The sequence below is a fragment of the Nitrospirillum guaranorum genome, assembly GCF_034653275.1.
GTDB lineage: Bacteria > Pseudomonadota > Alphaproteobacteria > Azospirillales > Azospirillaceae > Nitrospirillum.
The window spans coordinates 1470625-1489396 of the sequence record NZ_JAYEES010000001.1 but is presented as its reverse complement, the minus strand read 5'-3'; the positions used below and the strand labels follow the sequence as shown (position 1 = coordinate 1489396).

The window sequence follows — 18772 nt, the reverse complement described above, 5'->3', positions numbered from 1 at the left end:
GTGGGCACGGCGGACACGGCGTCCGTCACCATGGACGCCGCCAGCCGCGTCGACGCGTCGGCGACGGAGGGGGGCAAGGGCGGATCGGTCACGGTCAACAGCCAGGACACCGCCGTGCACGGTGTGCTGCTGGCGCGGGGCGGGGCGCTGTGGGGCGACGGTGGCGCCATCGAGACCTCGGGGCACAAGCTGGCCTTCGACGGGGTGACGGTGGATACCGGGTCGCCCAAGGGCAAGGGTGGCACCTGGCTGCTGGACCCCGTCGACCTGACGGTGAACACCACCTATGCCGCCGCCATCCAGACGGCGCTGGCCAGCGGCAGCGTCACGCTGCAAACCACCAACACCAGCGTCGGCTACACCGGCGTGACCGCCGGTGGCGGCACCAACGCGGCCGGCCTGGGCGACATCGTCGTCAATGCCGGCATCACCTGGTCCTCGGCCAACAGCCTGACCCTGGACGCCTATCACGGCGTGTCCATCAATGCCGCGCTGTCCGGCACCAGCCTGGTGGTCAAAACCAACGACGGCGGCAGCGGCGGCCTGTTCCGGGTGACCGCCCCGGTTTCGCTGACGACCAGCCTGACGATCAACAGCACGGCCTACACCCTGGTGACCTCGGCGGCGGCCCTGGCCGCCATCACCGGCAGCGGCAACTACGCGCTGAGCAGCGACCTGGCGCTGACCGGGACCTGGACGCCCATCGGCTACAGCGCGGCCGGCAACAATGCCTCGCCCACCGCCTTCACCGGCACGCTGGAGGGACTGGGCCACACCATCACCGGGCTGAGCGTCAATGCCGCCGGCGGCGGCGCGGGCAATCTGGGCCTGTTGAGCGCCATCGGCGGTGGCGGCCTGGTGCAGAACCTGACGCTGTCCGGTGGCAAGCTGTTCGGCGGCACGGGCGCCGACTTCGGCCTGCTGGCCGGCCAGAACCAGGGCACGGTGCGCAATGTCGCCGCCACAGGCACCGTGACCGCCGGTGACGGCGGCAGCGCGGTGGGCGGCCTCATCGGCACCAACAGCGGCACCGTCACCGCCTCTTCCTCCGCCGTGGCGGTCTCCGTCGGCAGCGGCGTGTCCAAGGTGGGCGGGCTGGTGGGCGCCCAAACGGCGGGCGTCATCGACGCCAGCTACGTCACCGGCGCGGTCACGGCCGGATCCGCCGCCACGGCGGTGGGCGGCCTGGCCGGCTGGGTGGGCGGCGGTATCGTGACCGCCAGCTATGCCGACAGCAGCCTGACCGTCGGCAACGGCGGCAACCAGGTCGGCGGCCTGGTGGGCTATGGCGATGCCCTGATCACCCAAAGCTACGCGAACGAAACCATTTCTGCTGGCAACGGCGTGCAGTATGTCGGTGGCTTGGTGGGCTATGGCGACACCGCCAACACGGTCAGCGCCGTGTACGCCACCGCCCCCATCTCGGTCGGCACGGCGTCGGACAGCATCGGCGGCTTGGCCGGCTACAACGCCGGCACCATCAGTGCCGCCTATGCCACCGGGTCCATCACCGCGGGTGCGGCCACCACCAACATTGGCGGCTTCATCGGGTCCAACACCGGCTCGGTGACGGTGTCCTTCTGGGACACGGCCACCAGCGGCCTGTCCGTGGCATTCGGCAGCGATACCGGCACGGCGACCGCCACGGCCATCGGCGCCAACACCCTGACCATCGGCACCTATGCCGGGTTCGACTTCAGCAACGACTGGTATGCGATCGACGGCCGCACCCGGCCTTTCCTGCGTAGCGAACACACCACCACCATCGTCAATGGCCACCAGCTGCAGATGATCAGCCTGGACCCGACGGCCAACTACGCCCTGGGCGCCAACATCGACATGAGCGGTGCCGCGACGCAGGGGGGCCTATGGTCCACCACCGGCTTTACGCCCATCGGCCTGACGACGGTCAGCTTCAACGCGTCCCCCACGGTGTTCACCGGCTCCCTGGATGGCCAGGGCTACACCATCAGCAACCTGAACCTGCGGCCCAGCGGGTACAACTTCGTCGGCTTGTTCTCCAGCATCGGGCCCGCCGGCTCGGTTTCCAACCTGGGGCTGGTGGGCGCCGTCATGAGCACCGGCGTCACCACCACGGCCATCAGCGGCTGGGGCATCCTGGCCGGAAAAAGCTCCGGCACCATATCCAACAGCTACGCCACCGGGTCGATCGCGGCCACCAAGGTGTCGAACGTGGGCGGGCTGATCGGCTATATGGCGGGCGGCAGCGTCCTGAACAGCTACACCGGCGTCAGCATCCTGAACGGCACGGCGGTGACGGCGGTCGGCGGCCTGGCGGGCATCGCCAACACGGCCGCCTATATCAGCGCCAGTTACACCACCGGCGGCATCAGCCTCAACGCCACCAACCAGCGCATTGGCGGGCTGGTCGGCGATTCCACGGCGTTGACCGTGCTGAATTCCTACGCCACCGGCGGCATCAGCACTGGCAACAGCGGCGTGCAGTATGTCGGCGGCCTGGTCGGCCTTCTCACCGCCGGCACCGTCCTCAACAGCTACGCCCAGGGCAACCTGCTGCTGGGCAGTGCCACGCAAAGGATCGGCGGGCTGGTCGGCTCCAACTCCGGCACCATCAGCGGCAGTTACGCCACCGGCACGATCAGCGCCACCGGCACCGGCAACCAGTATATCGGCGGCCTGGTCGGGCTGCTCGCCCAGCCCACCTCCGGTGCCGCCTCCGCCCTGGTCGCCGCCAGCTACGCCACCGGCAACGTTTCCGTGGGTACGGCGACGGCCAGCATTACCTCCGCGTTGTATGTCGGCGGGCTGGTCGGCCTGATGCAAAACGGCGTCGTCACCGCCAGCTATGCCACCGGCAACGTTTCCGTGGGCCGGCTGGCCTCCTACGTCGGTGGGCTGGTCGGGTCGGCGGACGCGTTTAACGTTACCGCGTCATCGGTGCTGGGCAGCTACGCCAGCGGAACGGTCCTGACGGGATCGTCGGCCACCGACATCGGCGGGCTGGTGGGCCGCAACAACGGTGGCCTGATCAGCGGCGCCTATGCCACCGGCGGCGTGCGCGCGACCGTCGCGGCCAGCGGCGTCGGCGGTCTGGTCGGTGAGAATGTCATCAGCGGCTCGGTCATCTCCATCGTAACCCAGGCCTGGGCCAGCGGCACGGTGTCCGCCCCAGCCGGCATTAGCGTGGGCGGCCTGGTCGGCAAGATGACCAGCGGCACGGTGATCGCCAGCTATTGGGACACCGCCGGCACCAACCAGGCCAATGGCTATGGGACCAGTGCCGCCGGCACCTTCTCCGCCACCGGCTTCAGCGGCGCCGCCGACTATTCCACCGCGACCTACAGCGCCTTCGACTTCGCCTCCACCTGGTACATGGTCGACGGCTACACCCGTCCCTTCCTGCGGGCGGAAAGCCGGGCCACCATCATCAACGCCCACCAGCTGGAACTGATCGGGGCCAACCCGACGGCCAGCTACACCCTGGGCGCCAACATCACGATGACGGAGCTGGCGGTCACGGCCGGCCTGTGGAACACCGCCACCGGCTTCGCCCCCATCGGCATCACCTCCGCCAGCAACAACGCCAACCCCACCGCCTTCACCGGCACCCTGAACGGCCAGGGGTACAGCATCAACGGCCTGACCATCGTCAACGCCAGCAGCGATAGCATCGGGCTGTTCAGCAGCATCGGGACCGGCGGCACGGTGGCCAACCTGACCTTGACCAGCGCCCGGGTCAGCGTCGGCGCCGTCAGCGGCGTCGGCCTGGTGGCCGGCAGCAACAGCGGCACCATCAGCGGCGTGCAGGCCGGCGGCACCGTGCTCGCCGCCTCCGGCGCGCAGCGGCTGGGCGGCATCGCCGGCGTGAACGCCGGGCTCATCACCGCCAGCTATTCCTCCGGCAGCATCTCCGCCGTGGCCGCGCAAAGCGTGGGCGGCATCGCCGGCTACAACACGGCCACCATCGCCAACAGCCACGCCCTGAACGTGGTGACCCTTGGCGACGGCGCCCAGTCGGTCGGCGGCGCCGTCGGCTATGACGCCGGTACCATCAGCGCCAGCGACGCCGTGGGCCTCATCCAGGTGGGCAGCGGCGCCCAATCTATCGGCGGCCTGGTGGGCTATGAGGCGGGATTGGTCACCGCCAGCTATGGCGGGGGGGCCGTCACCGTCGGCAGTGCCGCGCAGTATGTCGGCGGCCTGGCGGGCAGCGTCGCCGCGACCGGCGTGGTCAGCGCCAGCTATGGCGCCGCGACGGTCGTGGCCGGCGCGGGCGCGCTCGACATAGGTGGCCTCGTCGGCGTCAATGCCGGCTTGGTCACCGCCGCCTATGCCATCGGCGGCGTCCTGGTGGGCAGCGCCGGCACGGCCGTTGGCGGCCTGGCGGGCGCCAACACCGGCACCGTCACCGGGGTCTATGCCACGGGCGGCGTCACCGTCAGTTCAGGCACCACCGCGGTCGGCGGCCTGGTCGGCCAGAACACAGGCACGCTGGCCGGCTACTGGGATACGGCCACCACCGGCCTGACCGCGGGCTATGGTTCCAACAGCGGCAGCGCCGCGGTCACCGGCATCAGCGGCTCCTCCGCCTATCTCAGCGCCAGCTATTCGGCCTTCGACTTCGCCAGCGTCTGGTACATGGTCGATGGCTATACCCGCCCCTTCCTGCGGGCGGAGTACAGCACCACCATCGTCAACGCCCACCAGCTGCAGCTGGTGAACCTGAACCTGACGGCGTCCTTCACCCTGGGCCGGGATATCGACGTCAGCGAGGCGGCCAGCGCCTCCGGCCTGTGGGCGACGGCCACCGGCTTCCTGCCCATCGGTTTCAGCACCAGCGGCAACAACGTCAGCCCCGGCACCTTCACGGGCACGCTGAACGGCCAGGGGCATGCCGTCAACAACCTGGTCATGACCAATGCCGCGGCCAGCAACGTGGCCCTGTTCAGCGCCGTCGGCTCCACCGGCGTGGTGCGCAGCGTGGGCGTCTACAACGGCACGGTGGTCGGCGGCGGCGGCACCGTGGCGCTTCTGGCCGGCAGCAACGCCGGCACCATCCTCAGCGCCTATGCCACCGGCAGCGTGACGGCCGGCAGCGGCGCCCAGTATGTGGGCGGCCTGGTCGGCGGCAACACGGGCGCCATCAGCGTGGCCTATGCCACGGCGGACGTCACCGCCGGAGCCAATGCCGGCAGCGTCGGCGGGCTTGCCGGCTACAACAGCGGCGTCATCTCCACCGTTTACGCCAGCGGCCTGGTGACGGCGGGTGCCGGGGCCGGAACCGTCGGCGCGCTGCTGGGCGGCAACGACGGCCGGGTGGCCGGCGCCTACTGGGACAGTGGCAGCAGCGGCCAGACCGTCGGATATGGCGGCGGCACGGGCACCTTCTCCGCCGCCACGGTCAGCGGCGCGTCCAGCTATGCCTCGGCCAGCTATTCCAACCTCGACCTGACCGGCACCTGGTACATGGTCAGCGGCTACACGCGGCCGATGCTGCGCATGGAATACAGCACGGTCGTCGGCAACGCGCATGAGTTGCAGCTGATCAGCCTGGCCATGTCGGCCAGTTATGTCCTGGGCGCCAACGTGACCATGAGCGAGCTGACGCAGGCCGGTGGCTTGTGGGCGGCGACTGGTTTCGTGCCCCTGGGCTTCAACACCGCCGGCGTCAACAACAGCCCCACCTTGTTCACGGGCGTGTTGGACGGTCTGGGGCGCAGCATCAGCGGCTTGACCATCAACAACACGGTGGCCAACAACCTCGGCCTGATCAGCAACAACAGCGGAACCCTGCGCGGTCTCAGCCTGTTGAACGCCCATGTCACCGTCGCGGCCAACAGCGACATCGGCATCGTGGCCGGCCAAAGCGTTGGGACCATCACCAGCGTCTATGCCAATGGCACCATCATCGTCACCGCTGGCGGCACCTATGTCGGCGGCTTCGTCGGCTACCATGGTGGCACGATGGCGGGCAGCGGTGCCGCCATCACCATCCAAGCCGCCGATGCGGCCCAGCAGGTCGGTGGCCTGGTGGGCATCAACGTCGGCCTGATATCCGCGACCTTCGCCACCGGCGCGATCACGGTGGGCACCGCGGCGGTCAATATCGGCGGGCTGGTCGGCCAGAACAGCGGGACCATCACCAACAGCTATTCCATGGCCGCCGTGTCGGTCAGCAGCGGCTCCGACATCGGCGGTCTGGTCGGGACCAACCAGGGCATCGTCGCCGGCAGTTATTCCACCGGCAGCGTGACGGCCGACAGCGCCTCGGTTTCCGTGGGCGCGTTCATCGGCTCCAATCAGGCGTCGGTCAGCACCAGCTATTGGGACACGACCACATCGGGGATGACCGTGGGCATCGGTGACGGCACGGTCGCGGGCGCCACCGGATTGGCCACCACCGCCTGGCGGACCGACGGCCCCCTGGCCCAGTCCGTGTTCAGCACGACGGATTGGCTGGACGGCGCCCCCTATCCCGTCCTGCGGGCCCTGCCGTACCTCATCGTCACGGGCTCGGGCAGCAGTGTCTATGGCGGCACCACGGGAACCGGCTCCGTCGTCAGCGTCTATGACCAACAGGGCAGAAGCATCGGCAGTGGCCTGTCCAGCTCTGGCATGTCCTGGACGTCGCTCGTCACCGGCACGACGGTGGGCTCCTACGGCCTCATCACCACCGGTGGCGCTACTTACACCGGTTCCGGCGTTTATCAGCTTGCCTACACGGGCAACTATTCCATCACCCCCGCACCGCTGACCATCACGGCCAGCGGGGCCACCAAGACCTACGGCACCAGCGCCAGCCTGACGGGCTACAGCAGCAGTGGCCTGGTGAACGGCGACAGCATCAGCGCCGTGACCCTGGCCAGCTCCGGCAGCGGCACGGCGGCGTCGGTGGGCAGCTACAGCATCACCGCGAGCGGCGCGACCGGGACGGGGCTCAGCAACTACTCGGTGAGCTATGCTGACGGCACGCTGACGGTGACCCCGGCGGCGCTGACCATCACGGCGAGCGGTGCGAGCAAGACCTACGGCACCAGCGCCAGCTTGACGGGGTACAGCAGCAGCGGGCTGGTGAACGGCGACAGCATCAGCGCGGTGACACTGGCCAGTTCCGGCAGCGGCACGGCCGCTTCGGTGGGCAGCTACAGCATCACCGCCAGTGGCGCGACCGGCACGGGCCTCAGTAATTACTCGGTGAGCTACGCCGACGGGACGCTGACGGTGAACCCGGCGGCGCTGACGATCACGGCCAGCGGTGCGACCAAGACCTATGGCACCAGCGCCAGCCTGACGGGCTACAGCAGCTCTGGCCTGGTGAACGGCGACAGCATCAGCGCCGTGACCCTGGCCAGTTCTGGCAGCGGCACGGCCGCCTCGGTGGGCAGCTACAGCATCACCGCGAGTGGGGCGACCGGGACGGGGCTCAGCAATTACTCGGTGAGCTATGCCGCCGGCACGCTGACGGTGAACCCGGCGGCGCTGACCATCACGGCGAGCGGGGCCACCAAGACCTATGGCACCAGCGCCAGCCTGACGGGGTACAGCAGTTCCGGCCTGGTGAATGGCGACAGCGTCAGCGCGGTGACCCTGGCCAGTTCCGGCAGCGGCACGGCGGTGTCGGTGGGCAGCTACGGCATCACCGCCAGCGGCGCGACGGGGACGGGGCTCAGCAACTACTCGGTGAGCTACGCCGATGGGACGCTGACGGTGAACCCGGCGGCGCTGACCATCACGGCCAGCGGGGCCACCAAGACCTATGGCACCAGCGCCAGCCTGACGGGCTACAGCAGTTCCGGCCTGGTGAATGGCGACAGCATCAGCGCGGTGACCCTGGCCAGTTCCGGCAGCGGCACGGCGGTGTCGGTGGGCAGCTACGGCATCACCGCGAGCGGCGCGACCGGCACCGGCCTCAGCAATTACTCGGTGAGCTACGCTGCCGGCACGCTGACGGTGAACCCGGCGGCGCTGACGATCACAGCCAGCGGGGCGAGCAAGACCTATGGCACCAGCGCCAGCCTGACGGGGTACAGCAGCAGCGGGCTGGTCAACGGCGACAGCGTCAGCGCGGTGACCCTGGCCAGTTCCGGTAGCGGCACAGCGGCCTCGGTGGGCAGCTACAGCGTTGTGGCCAGTGGCGCCATGGGGACGGGACTCAGCAACTACTCGGTGAGCTACGCTGACGGCACGCTGACGGTGACCCCGGCGGCGCTGACCATCACGGCGAGCGGTGCGAGCAAGACCTACGGCACCAGCGCCAGCTTGACGGGGTACAGCAGCAGCGGGCTGGTGAACGGCGACAGCATCAGCGCGGTGACCTTGGCGTCCAGCGGCTCTGGCACGGCGGTGTCGGTGGGCAGCTACAGCATCACCGCCAGTGGCGCCACCGGCACGGGCCTCAGTAATTACTCGGTGAGCTATGCCGACGGGACGCTGACGGTGAACCCGGCGGCGCTGACCATCACGGCGAGTGGGGCGACCAAGACCTACGGGACCAGCGCCAGCCTGACGGGGTACAGCAGCAGCGGCCTGGTGAATGGCGACAGTGTCACGGGCGTGACCCTGGCCAGTTCCGGCAGCGGCACCGCCGCCTCGGTCGGCAGCTACAGCGTTGTGGCCAGCGGGGCGACGGGCACGGGGCTCAGCAACTACTCGGTGAGCTACGCCGCTGGCACGCTGACGGTGAACCCGGCGGCGCTGACCATCACGGCCAGCGGTGCGAGCAAGACCTACGGCACCAGCGCCAGCCTGACGGGGTACAGCAGCAGCGGTCTGGTGAATGGCGACAGCATCAGCGCGGTGACGCTGGCCAGTTCCGGCAGCGGCACCGCCGCTTCAGTGGGCAGCTACAGCGTTGTGGCCAGTGGCGCCACCGGCACGGGCCTCAGCAACTACTCGGTGAGCTATGCCGCCGGGACGCTGACGGTGAACCCGGCGGCGCTGACCATCACGGCGAGCGGGGCCACCAAGACCTATGGCGCCAGCGCCAGCCTGACGGGGTACAGCAGCAGCGGCCTGGTGAATGGCGACAGCGTCAGCGCCGTGACGCTGGCCAGTTCCGGCAGCGGCACGGCCGCCTCGGTGGGCAGCTACAGCGTTGTGGCCAGTGGCGCCACCGGCACGGGCCTCAGCAATTACTCGGTGAGCTATGCCGATGGCACGCTGACGGTGAACCCGGCCAGCCTGACGATCACGGCCAGCGGCGCGAGCAAGACCTATGGCACCAGCGCCAGCTTGACGGGGTACAGCAGCAGCGGGCTGGTGAATGGCGACAGCATCAGCGGCGTGACGCTGGCCAGCTCCGGCAGTGGCACCGCCGTCTCTGTTGGCAGCTACGGCATCACCGCCAGTGGCGCCACCGGCACGGGGCTCAGCAATTACTCGGTGAGCTACGCCGACGGCACGCTGACGGTGAACCCGGCGGCGCTGACGATCACGGCGAGCGGCGCGAGCAAGACCTATGGCACCAGCGCCAGCTTGACGGGGTACAGCAGCAGCGGGCTGGTGAATGGCGACAGCATCAGCGGCGTGACGCTGGCCAGCTCCGGCAGTGGCACCGCCGTCTCTGTTGGCAGCTACGGCATCACCGCCAGTGGCGCCACCGGCACGGGGCTCAGCAATTACTCGGTGAGCTACGCCGACGGCACGCTGACGGTGAACCCGGCGGCGCTGACGATCACGGCCAGCGGGGCGACCAAGACCTATGGCACCAGCGCCAGCCTGACGGGGTACAGCAGCAGCGGCCTGGTGAACGGCGACACCATCGGCGCCGTGACGTTGGCCAGCAGCGGCAGCGGCACGGCGGTGTCGGTGGGCAGCTACAGCATCACCGCCAGTGGGGCGACGGGCACGGGGCTCAGCAACTACTCGGTGAGCTACGCCGCCGGCACGCTGACGGTGACCCCGGCGGCGCTGACCATCACGGCCAGCGGGGCGAGCAAGACCTACGGCACCAGCGCCAGCCTGACGGGCTACAGCAGCAGTGGCCTGGTGAATGGCGACAGCGTCAGCGCGGTGACGCTGGCCAGCTCCGGCAGCGGCACGGCGGTGTCGGTGGGCAGCTACGGCATCACCGCCAGCGGGGCGACGGGCACCGGCCTCAGCAACTACTCGGTGAGCTACGCCGCCGGGACGCTGACGGTGAACCCGGCGGCGCTGACCATCACGGCCAGCGGGGCGACCAAGACCTATGGCACCAGCGCCAGCCTGACGGGGTACAGCAGCAGCGGCCTGGTGAACGGCGACAGCATCAGCGCGGTGACGCTGGCCAGCTCGGGCAGCGGCACGGCCGCCTCGGTCGGCAGCTACAGCGTTGTGGCCAGCGGGGCGACGGGGACAGGGCTCAGCAATTACTCGGTGAGCTACGCCGACGGGACGCTGACGGTGAACCCGGCGGCGCTGACGATCACGGCCAGCGGGGCGACCAAGACCTATGGCACCAGCGCCAGCCTGACGGGGTACAGCAGCAGCGGCCTGGTGAACGGCGACAGCATCGGCGCCGTGACCCTGGCCAGCTCTGGCAGCGGCACGGCGGTGTCGGTGGGCAGCTACAGCATCACCGCCAGTGGCGCCACCGGCACGGGGCTCAGCAATTACTCGGTGAGCTACGCCGACGGGACGCTGACGGTGAACCCGGCGGCGCTGACGATCACGGCCAGCGGGGCGACCAAGACCTATGGCACCAGCGCCAGCCTGACGGGGTACAGCAGCAGCGGCCTGGTCAACGGCGACAGCGTCAGCGCGGTGACCCTGGCCAGCTCGGGCAGCGGCACGGCGGTGTCGGTGGGCAGCTACAGCATCACCGCCAGTGGGGCGACGGGCACGGGGCTCAGCAACTACTCGGTGAGCTACGCCGATGGGACGCTGACGGTGAACCCGGCGGCGCTGACGATCACGGCCAGCGGCGCCACCAAGACCTATGGCACCAGCGCCAGCCTGACGGGCTACAGCAGCAGCGGCCTGGTGAATGGCGACAGCGTCAGCGCGGTGACGCTGGCCAGCTCGGGCAGCGGCACGGCCGCCTCGGTCGGCAGCTACAGCGTTGTGGCCAGCGGGGCGACGGGGACAGGGCTCAGCAATTACTCGGTGAGCTACGCCGATGGGACGCTGACGGTGAACCCGGCGTCGCTGACGATCACGGCCAGCGGCGCCACCAAGACCTATGGCACCAGCGCCAGCCTGACGGGCTACAGCAGCAGCGGCCTGGTGAACGGCGACAGCATCAGCGGCGTGACCCTGGCCAGCACGGGCAGCGGCACGGCGGCGTCGGTGGGCAGCTACAGCATCACCGCGAGCGGGGCGACCGGCACCGGCCTCAGCAACTACTCGGTGAGCTACGCCGCCGGGACGCTGACGGTGAACCCGGCGGCGCTGACCATCACGGCCAGCGGGGCGACCAAGACCTATGGCACCAGCGCCAGCCTGACGGGGTACAGCAGCAGCGGCCTGGTGAACGGCGACAGCATCAGCGCGGTGACCCTGGCCAGCAGCGGCAGCGGCACGGCCGCCTCGGTCGGCAGCTACAGCGTTGTGGCCAGCGGCGCGACCGGGACGGGCCTCAGCAACTACTCGGTGAGCTACGCCGATGGGACGCTGACGGTGAACCCGGCGTCGCTGACCATCACGGCGAGTGGGGCCACCAAGACCTATGGCACCAGCGCCAGCCTGACGGGGTACAGCAGTTCCGGCCTGGTGAACGGCGACAGCATCAGCGCGGTGACGCTGGCCAGCTCGGGCAGCGGCACGGCCGCCTCGGTCGGCAGCTACAGCGTTGTGGCCAGCGGGGCGACGGGGACAGGGCTCAGCAATTACTCGGTGAGCTACGCCGATGGGACGCTGACGGTGAATCCGGCGGCGCTGACCATCACGGCGAGCGGCGCCACCAAGACCTACGGGACCAGCGCCAGCCTGACGGGGTACAGCAGTTCCGGCCTGGTGAACGGCGACAGCATCAGCGCGGTGACCTTGGCCAGCACGGGCAGTGGCACGGCGGTATCGGTGGGCAGTTACACCATCACCGCGAGCGGCGCGACCGGGACGGGGCTCAGCAACTACTCGGTGAGCTACGCCGACGGCACGCTGACGGTGAACCCGGCGGCGCTGACGATCACGGCGAGCGGGGTGACCAAGACCTATGGCACCAGCGCCAGCCTGACGGGCTACAGCAGCAGCGGCCTGGTGAACGGCGACAGCATCAGCGGCGTGACCCTGGCCAGCAGCGGCAGCGGCACGGCGGTATCGGTGGGCAGCTACAGCATCACCGCGAGCGGCGCGACCGGGACGGGGCTCAGCAATTACTCGGTGAGCTACGCCGACGGCACGCTGACGGTGAACCCGGCGTCGCTGACGATCACGGCGAGCGGGGTGACCAAGACCTATGGCACCAGCGCCAGCCTGACGGGGTACAGCAGCAGCGGCCTGGTGAACGGCGACAGCATCAGCGGCGTGACCCTGGCCAGCAGCGGCAGCGGCACGGCGGTATCGGTGGGCAGCTACAGCATCACCGCGAGCGGCGCGACCGGGACGGGGCTCAGCAATTACTCGGTGAGCTACGCCGCCGGCACGCTGACGGTGAACCCGGCGGCGCTGACCATCACGGCCAGCGGTGCGACCAAGACCTATGGCACCAGCGCCAGCCTGACGGGGTACAGCAGCAGCGGGCTGGTGAATGGCGACAGCATCGGCGCGGTGACCTTGGCCAGCTCCGGCAGCGGCACGGCGGCGTCGGTGGGCAGCTATGGCATCACCGCCAGTGGTGCCACCGGCACCGGCCTCAGCAACTACTCGGTGAGCTACGCCGCCGGGACGCTGACGGTGAACCCGGCGGCGCTGACCATCACGGCCAGCGGGGCGACCAAGACCTATGGCACCAGCGCCAGCCTGACGGGGTACAGCAGCAGCGGCCTGGTGAACGGCGACAGCATCAGCGGCGTGACCCTGGCCAGTTCCGGCAGCGGCACCGCCGCCTCGGTCGGCAGCTACAGCATCACCGCGAGCGGTGCGACCGGCACCGGCCTCAGCAATTACTCGGTGAGCTACGCCGCCGGCACGCTGACGGTGAACCCGGCGGCGCTGACCATCACGGCCAGCGGGGCGACCAAGACCTATGGCACCAGCGCCAGCCTGACGGGTTACAGCAGCAGCGGCTTGGTGAATGGCGACAGCATCAGCGCGGTGACCCTGGCCAGCACCGGCAGCGGCACGGCCGCCTCGGTGGGCAGCTACAGCGTTGTGGCCAGCGGCGCCACGGGCACGGGGCTCAGCAACTACTCGGTGAGCTACGCCGACGGCACGCTGACGGTGAACCCGGCCAGCCTGACGATCACGGCCAGCGGGGCCACCAAGACCTATGGCACCAGCGCCAGCCTGACGGGGTACAGCAGTTCCGGCCTGGTGAACGGCGACAGCATCAGCGCGGTGACCTTGGCTAGCACGGGCAGCGGCACGGCGGCGTCGGTGGGCAACTACGGCATCACCGCGAGCGGCGCGACCGGGACGGGCCTCAGCAACTACTCGGTGAGCTACGCCGCCGGCACGCTGACGGTGAACCCGGCGGCGCTGACCATCACGGCCAGCGGGGCGACCAAGACCTATGGCACCAGCGCCAGCCTGACGGGGTACAGCAGTTCCGGCCTGGTGAACGGCGACAGCATCAGCGCGGTGACCTTGGCTAGCACGGGCAGCGGCACGGCGGCGTCGGTGGGCAACTACGGCATCACCGCGAGCGGCGCGACCGGGACGGGCCTCAGCAACTACTCGGTGAGCTACGCCGCCGGCACGCTGACGGTGAACCCGGCGGCGCTGACCATCACGGCCAGCGGGGCGACCAAGACCTATGGCACCAGCGCCAGCCTGACGGGTTACAGCAGCAGCGGCCTGGTGAACGGCGACAGCATCAGCGCGGTGACCTTGGCCAGTTCCGGCAGCGGCACGGCGGTGTCGGTGGGCAGCTACAGCATCACCGCGAGCGGGGCGACGGGCACAGGGCTCAGCAATTACTCGGTGAGCTATGCCGCCGGCACGCTGACGGTGAACCCGGCGGCGCTGACCATCACGGCGAGTGGGGCCACCAAGACCTACGGCACCAGCGCCAGCTTGACGGGCTACAGCAGTTCCGGCCTGGTGAATGGCGACAGCATCAGCGGCGTGACCCTGGCCAGCAGCGGCAGCGGCACGGCGGTATCGGTGGGCAGTTACACCATCACCGCGAGCGGCGCGACCGGGACGGGCCTCAGCAACTACTCGGTGAGCTACGCCGATGGGACGCTGACGGTGAACCCGGCGGCGCTGACCATCACGGCGAGTGGGGCCACCAAGACCTACGGCACCAGCGCCAGCTTGACGGGCTACAGCAGTTCCGGCCTGGTGAACGGCGACAGCATCAGCGGCGTGACCCTGGCCAGCAGCGGCAGCGGCACGGCGGTATCGGTGGGCAGTTACACCATCACCGCGAGCGGCGCGACCGGGACGGGGCTCAGCAACTACTCGGTGAGCTACGCCGACGGCACGCTGACGGTGAACCCGGCGGCGCTGACGATCACGGCGAGCGGGGTGACCAAGACCTATGGCACCAGCGCCAGCCTGACGGGCTACAGCAGCAGCGGCCTGGTGAACGGCGACAGCATCAGCGCGGTGACCCTGGCCAGTTCCGGCAGCGGCACGGCGGTGTCGGTGGGCAGCTACGGCATCACCGCCAGTGGCGCGACCGGCACGGGCCTCAGCAACTACTCGGTGAGCTACGCCGATGGCACGCTGACGGTGAACCCGGCGTCGCTGACCATCACGGCCAGCGGGGCCACTAAGACCTATGGCACCAGCGCCAGCTTGACGGGGTACAGCAGCAGCGGCCTGGTGAACGGCGACAGCGTCAGCGCGGTGACCCTGGCCAGTTCTGGCAGCGGCACGGCGGCGTCGGTGGGCAGCTACAGCATCACCGCGAGCGGGGCGACCGGCACCAGCCTCAGCAATTACTCGGTGACCTACGCCGCCGGTACGCTGACGGTGAACCCGGCCAGCTTGACCATCACGGCCAGCGGCGCCACCAAGACCTACGGGACCAGCGCCAGCCTGACGGGGTACAGCAGCTCCGGCCTGGTGAACGGCGACAGCATCAGCGCGGTGACCTTGGCTAGCACGGGCAGCGGCACCGCCGCCTCGGTGGGCAGCTACAGCGTTGTGGCCAGTGGCGCCACGGGCACAGGGCTCAGCAATTACTCGGTGAGCTATGCCGCCGGCACGCTGACGGTGAACCCGGCGGCGCTGACGATCACGGCGAGCGGCGCCACCAAGACCTACGGGACCAGCGCCAGCCTGACGGGGTACAGCAGTTCCGGCCTGGTGAACGGCGACAGCATCAGCGCGGTGACGCTGGCCAGCTCCGGCAGCGGCACGGCGGTGTCGGTGGGCAGCTACGGCATCACCGCCAGCGGGGCGACGGGCACGGGCCTCAGCAATTACTCGGTGAGCTATGCCGCCGGCACGCTGACGGTGAACCCGGCCAGCCTGACCATCACGGCGAGCGGCGCGACCAAGACCTACGGCACCAGCGCCAGCCTGACGGGCTACAGCAGCAGCGGGCTGGTGAATGGCGACAGCATCAGCGGCGTGACCCTGGCCAGCACGGGCAGCGGTACGGCCGCCTCGGTGGGCAGCTACAGCATCACCGCCAGTGGCGCCACCGGGACAGGGCTTAGCAATTACTCGGTGAGCTACGCCGCCGGGACGCTGACGGTGAACCCGGCGGCGTTGACGATCACGGCGAGCGGCGCGACCAAGACCTACGGCACCAGCGCCAGCCTGACGGGGTACAGCAGCAGCGGCCTGGTGAACGGCGACAGCGTCAGCGCGGTGACCCTGGCCAGTTCCGGCAGCGGCACGGCGGTGTCGGTGGGCAGCTACGGCATCACCGCCAGCGGGGCGACGGGCACCGGCCTCAGCAACTACTCGGTGAGCTACGCCGCCGGGACGCTGACGGTGAACCCGGCGGCGCTGACCATCACGGCCAGCGGCGCCACCAAGACCTATGGCACCAGCGCCAGCCTCACCGGGTACACCAGCTCCGGCCTGGTGAACGGCGACAGCATCAGCGGCGTGACGCTGGCCAGTTCCGGCAGCGGCACGGCGGTGTCGGTGGGCAGCTACGGCATCACCGCCAGCGGGGCGACCGGCACCGGGCTCAGCAATTACTCGGTGAGCTACGCCGCCGGGACGCTGACGGTGAACCCGGCCAGCCTGACCATCACGGCCAACGACGCGACCAAGACGGCGGGCTTGGAGCTGATTTTGGCGGGCTATGGCATCAGCGGATTGCTGAATAGCGATAGCGTGACGCAGGTGACGTTGAACAGCCCGGGCGCCGCGGCATCGGCGGCCCCCGGCACCTATACCGTCACCCCCAGTGCTGCCGTGGGCACGGGGCTCAGCAACTATGACATCCGCTACCAGACCGGGGTGCTGAGCGTCGCGGCGTCCGCCGCGCTGACCACCAGCACCTTGCAGCGTCAGGTGGTCTCGGCCGTGGTGCCGACCGCCAGCCTTGCGGCGGTCACGTCGGTCGTGGCCACCACCTCCAGTTTGGGAAGCACGGCGTCGCTGACCAGCACCAGCGTTGCGACCACCACGGCGGCGACACCGTCCGCGGCCAGCACGTCGACCAGCACGACCACCACAGCGCAGAGCACGTCGGGAACGTCCTCAAGCACGCCCTCTAGCACATCCGGGACGAGCACAACCTCGTCCAATGACAGCGCCTCCACGTCATCGTCCGGCACCGCCGTCTCCTCCAACACCTCGTCGCGCGGCGGGGAGAGCGGTGGAAGTAGCGGCGGCAGCCAGGCGGTGGCGCAGACGTACGCGGTTTCTTCCGCCGGTACCGAAGGCGGTGTCTATAATCAGCTACAAATGACCTCAGCCCCCATTCAAGGCACGAAGCAGGATGAGCGGAAACAATAGCGGCGACTTTTCCATCCCGGTGGTCGAACGCAGCGGCGACGTGTTGAGGGAGATCGGGCGTCGCGTCCCCGCCTTCGCGCAGGGCCTGCAATTGCAGTCGTCGGGGCGGACGGCCGAGGCCCGGCAGGTCTTCCTGCAGCTGACCGAGCGTCCGGAGTTGACGGCGCCCAGTTTGCACCAGCTGGGCGTCATGGCCGCGTATGAGGGAGACAATTTGAGGGCCGCCGGCCTGTTCGAACACGCCTTGAAGATCGAACCCGGCGAGCCTCTTTACTACTGCTCGCTGGGCACCGTGTTCGAGCGCATGGGGGATCTGCCGCGCGCCGCCGCCGCCATGCTGAACCTGGCGGTGATGCTGCAGACCCGTGGTCAGCACCCGGATGCCCTGCCTCTCTACCGCCGCATCCTGGCGCTGTCGCCCTTGAACTATTCCGCCTGGGTCAACATGGGCACGGGATTGGCCTGGATGGGGCAATCGCGCGAGGCGGTGGTGCCGCTGATCGTGGGCGTCATCCTCTTTGGCCGGGTGCTGCCGGAGGCGCGGGATCTGGGCAAACAGCTGGTCGATGAAATCAGCGACCGTCTGCCGGAACTGACGGCGGCGCTAGCCACCCTGCCGGAGGGAATGCCCGACGGCCGGCTGGAACGGCTGGAGGAAGTCCTTCAGACCCTGGACAAGGCCCTGCGCACTGCTGGCTTCATCGACGCCACCGTGATGGCGTTGGACGTGGCGCTGAAGCTGGCCCCCGGCAACGCGCTGGCCCGCTGGAACCACTCCCTGGCCTGCCTGGCGCGCGGCGACTTCGCCACGGGCTGGGCGGACTATGAGTGGCGCTGGGTGTGGGACCAGTTTCCCGAGCCGCGCCGCATCCTGGCCGCGTCGCAGTGGCGCGGGGAAGAGCTGGCGGGCAAACGCATCTACGTTTGGGGGGAGCAGGGCTTCGGCGACATCCTGCAATTCGCCCCCCTGGCGCGCATCCTGATGGACCGCCATGCCCCGGCGGAGGTGGTGCTGGAGGTGTCCTCCCCCTGGTGGGGATCCTGGGTATCGCCATGGCCCGGCTTGGCATCCGTGTCGTGTCGCGGCCCGATAACCCGCACCGGTTCGGGATCGATGAGACCTTCGATTTCCACATTCCGCTCCTGAGCCTGCCGCACATGCTGTCGCTGCGTGTGCCGGATCTGCCCTTGATGCCCGGCTGGCTGACCCTGCCGGAGGATCAGGTGGCGCGCGGTCGTGACCTGCTGCCCCCGCCCAGCGGCAAGCGCCGTATCGGCGTGGTATGGGCCGGCCGGCCGCAGCATTCGGAGGATGCGCGCCGGTCCTTGCCCCTGGCGCACCTGGGGGCCGTGCTGGATTCCATCCCCGATGCCGAATGGTTTTCCCTGCAGGTGGGCGCGCGCGCCAGCGATGCGCTGGCCTTCAAGGGACGCCTGCACGATCTCAGCTCGCAGCTGAAGGATTTCATCGACACCGCCGCCATCATCGCCAATCTTGACCATGTGGTCGCGGTCGATACCGGTGTGGGCCACTTGGCCGGTTCCATGGGCAAGCCGGTCTCGCTGTTGCTCGCGCATTCCGTTGACTGGCGGTGGGGCATCGGCGACACGACATCGCCGTGGTATCCCAACCACCGTGTGCACCGCCAGCCCGCCCTGGGTGACTGGTTGAGCGCCATCGCCTCCTTGAAGGAGGAACATGCGCGATACGGGATGAACCTCCCGGCGCCAGCCTCCGACACCCCGCCACTTCAGGCGAGCCCGGGGGCGAAGCCCGTCAAAGCGAACCGGAAGGCATCTGTCACCGCCACGGCCAAGCCGTAAGGGGCCATCCTGTCCTTGT

3 protein-coding genes are annotated in these 18772 nt (G+C 69.4%); all 3 read left to right on the top strand.

Features of this window, described 5'->3' with window-relative positions:
- The 3 genes from UAJ10_RS05875 to UAJ10_RS05865 are packed head-to-tail and all read left to right on the top strand — an operon-like array spanning position 1 to position 18753.
- Positions 1-16929, top strand: coding sequence for a beta strand repeat-containing protein (locus UAJ10_RS05875; RefSeq protein WP_322914418.1), 16929 nt, complete (start codon positions 1-3; stop codon positions 16927-16929).
- A complete protein-coding gene (locus tag UAJ10_RS05870) occupies positions 16913-18076 on the top strand; it encodes a tetratricopeptide repeat protein (protein WP_322914417.1) in 1164 nt (387 codons plus the stop codon). Before UAJ10_RS05875 ends, UAJ10_RS05870 begins: the two co-directional genes overlap by 17 nt.
- Complete coding sequence (locus UAJ10_RS05865) at positions 18007-18753, top strand: glycosyltransferase family 9 protein (RefSeq protein WP_322914416.1); 747 nt, start codon at positions 18007-18009, stop codon at positions 18751-18753. Before UAJ10_RS05870 ends, UAJ10_RS05865 begins: the two co-directional genes overlap by 70 nt.
- Positions 18754-18772: the final 19 nt, after the last annotated feature.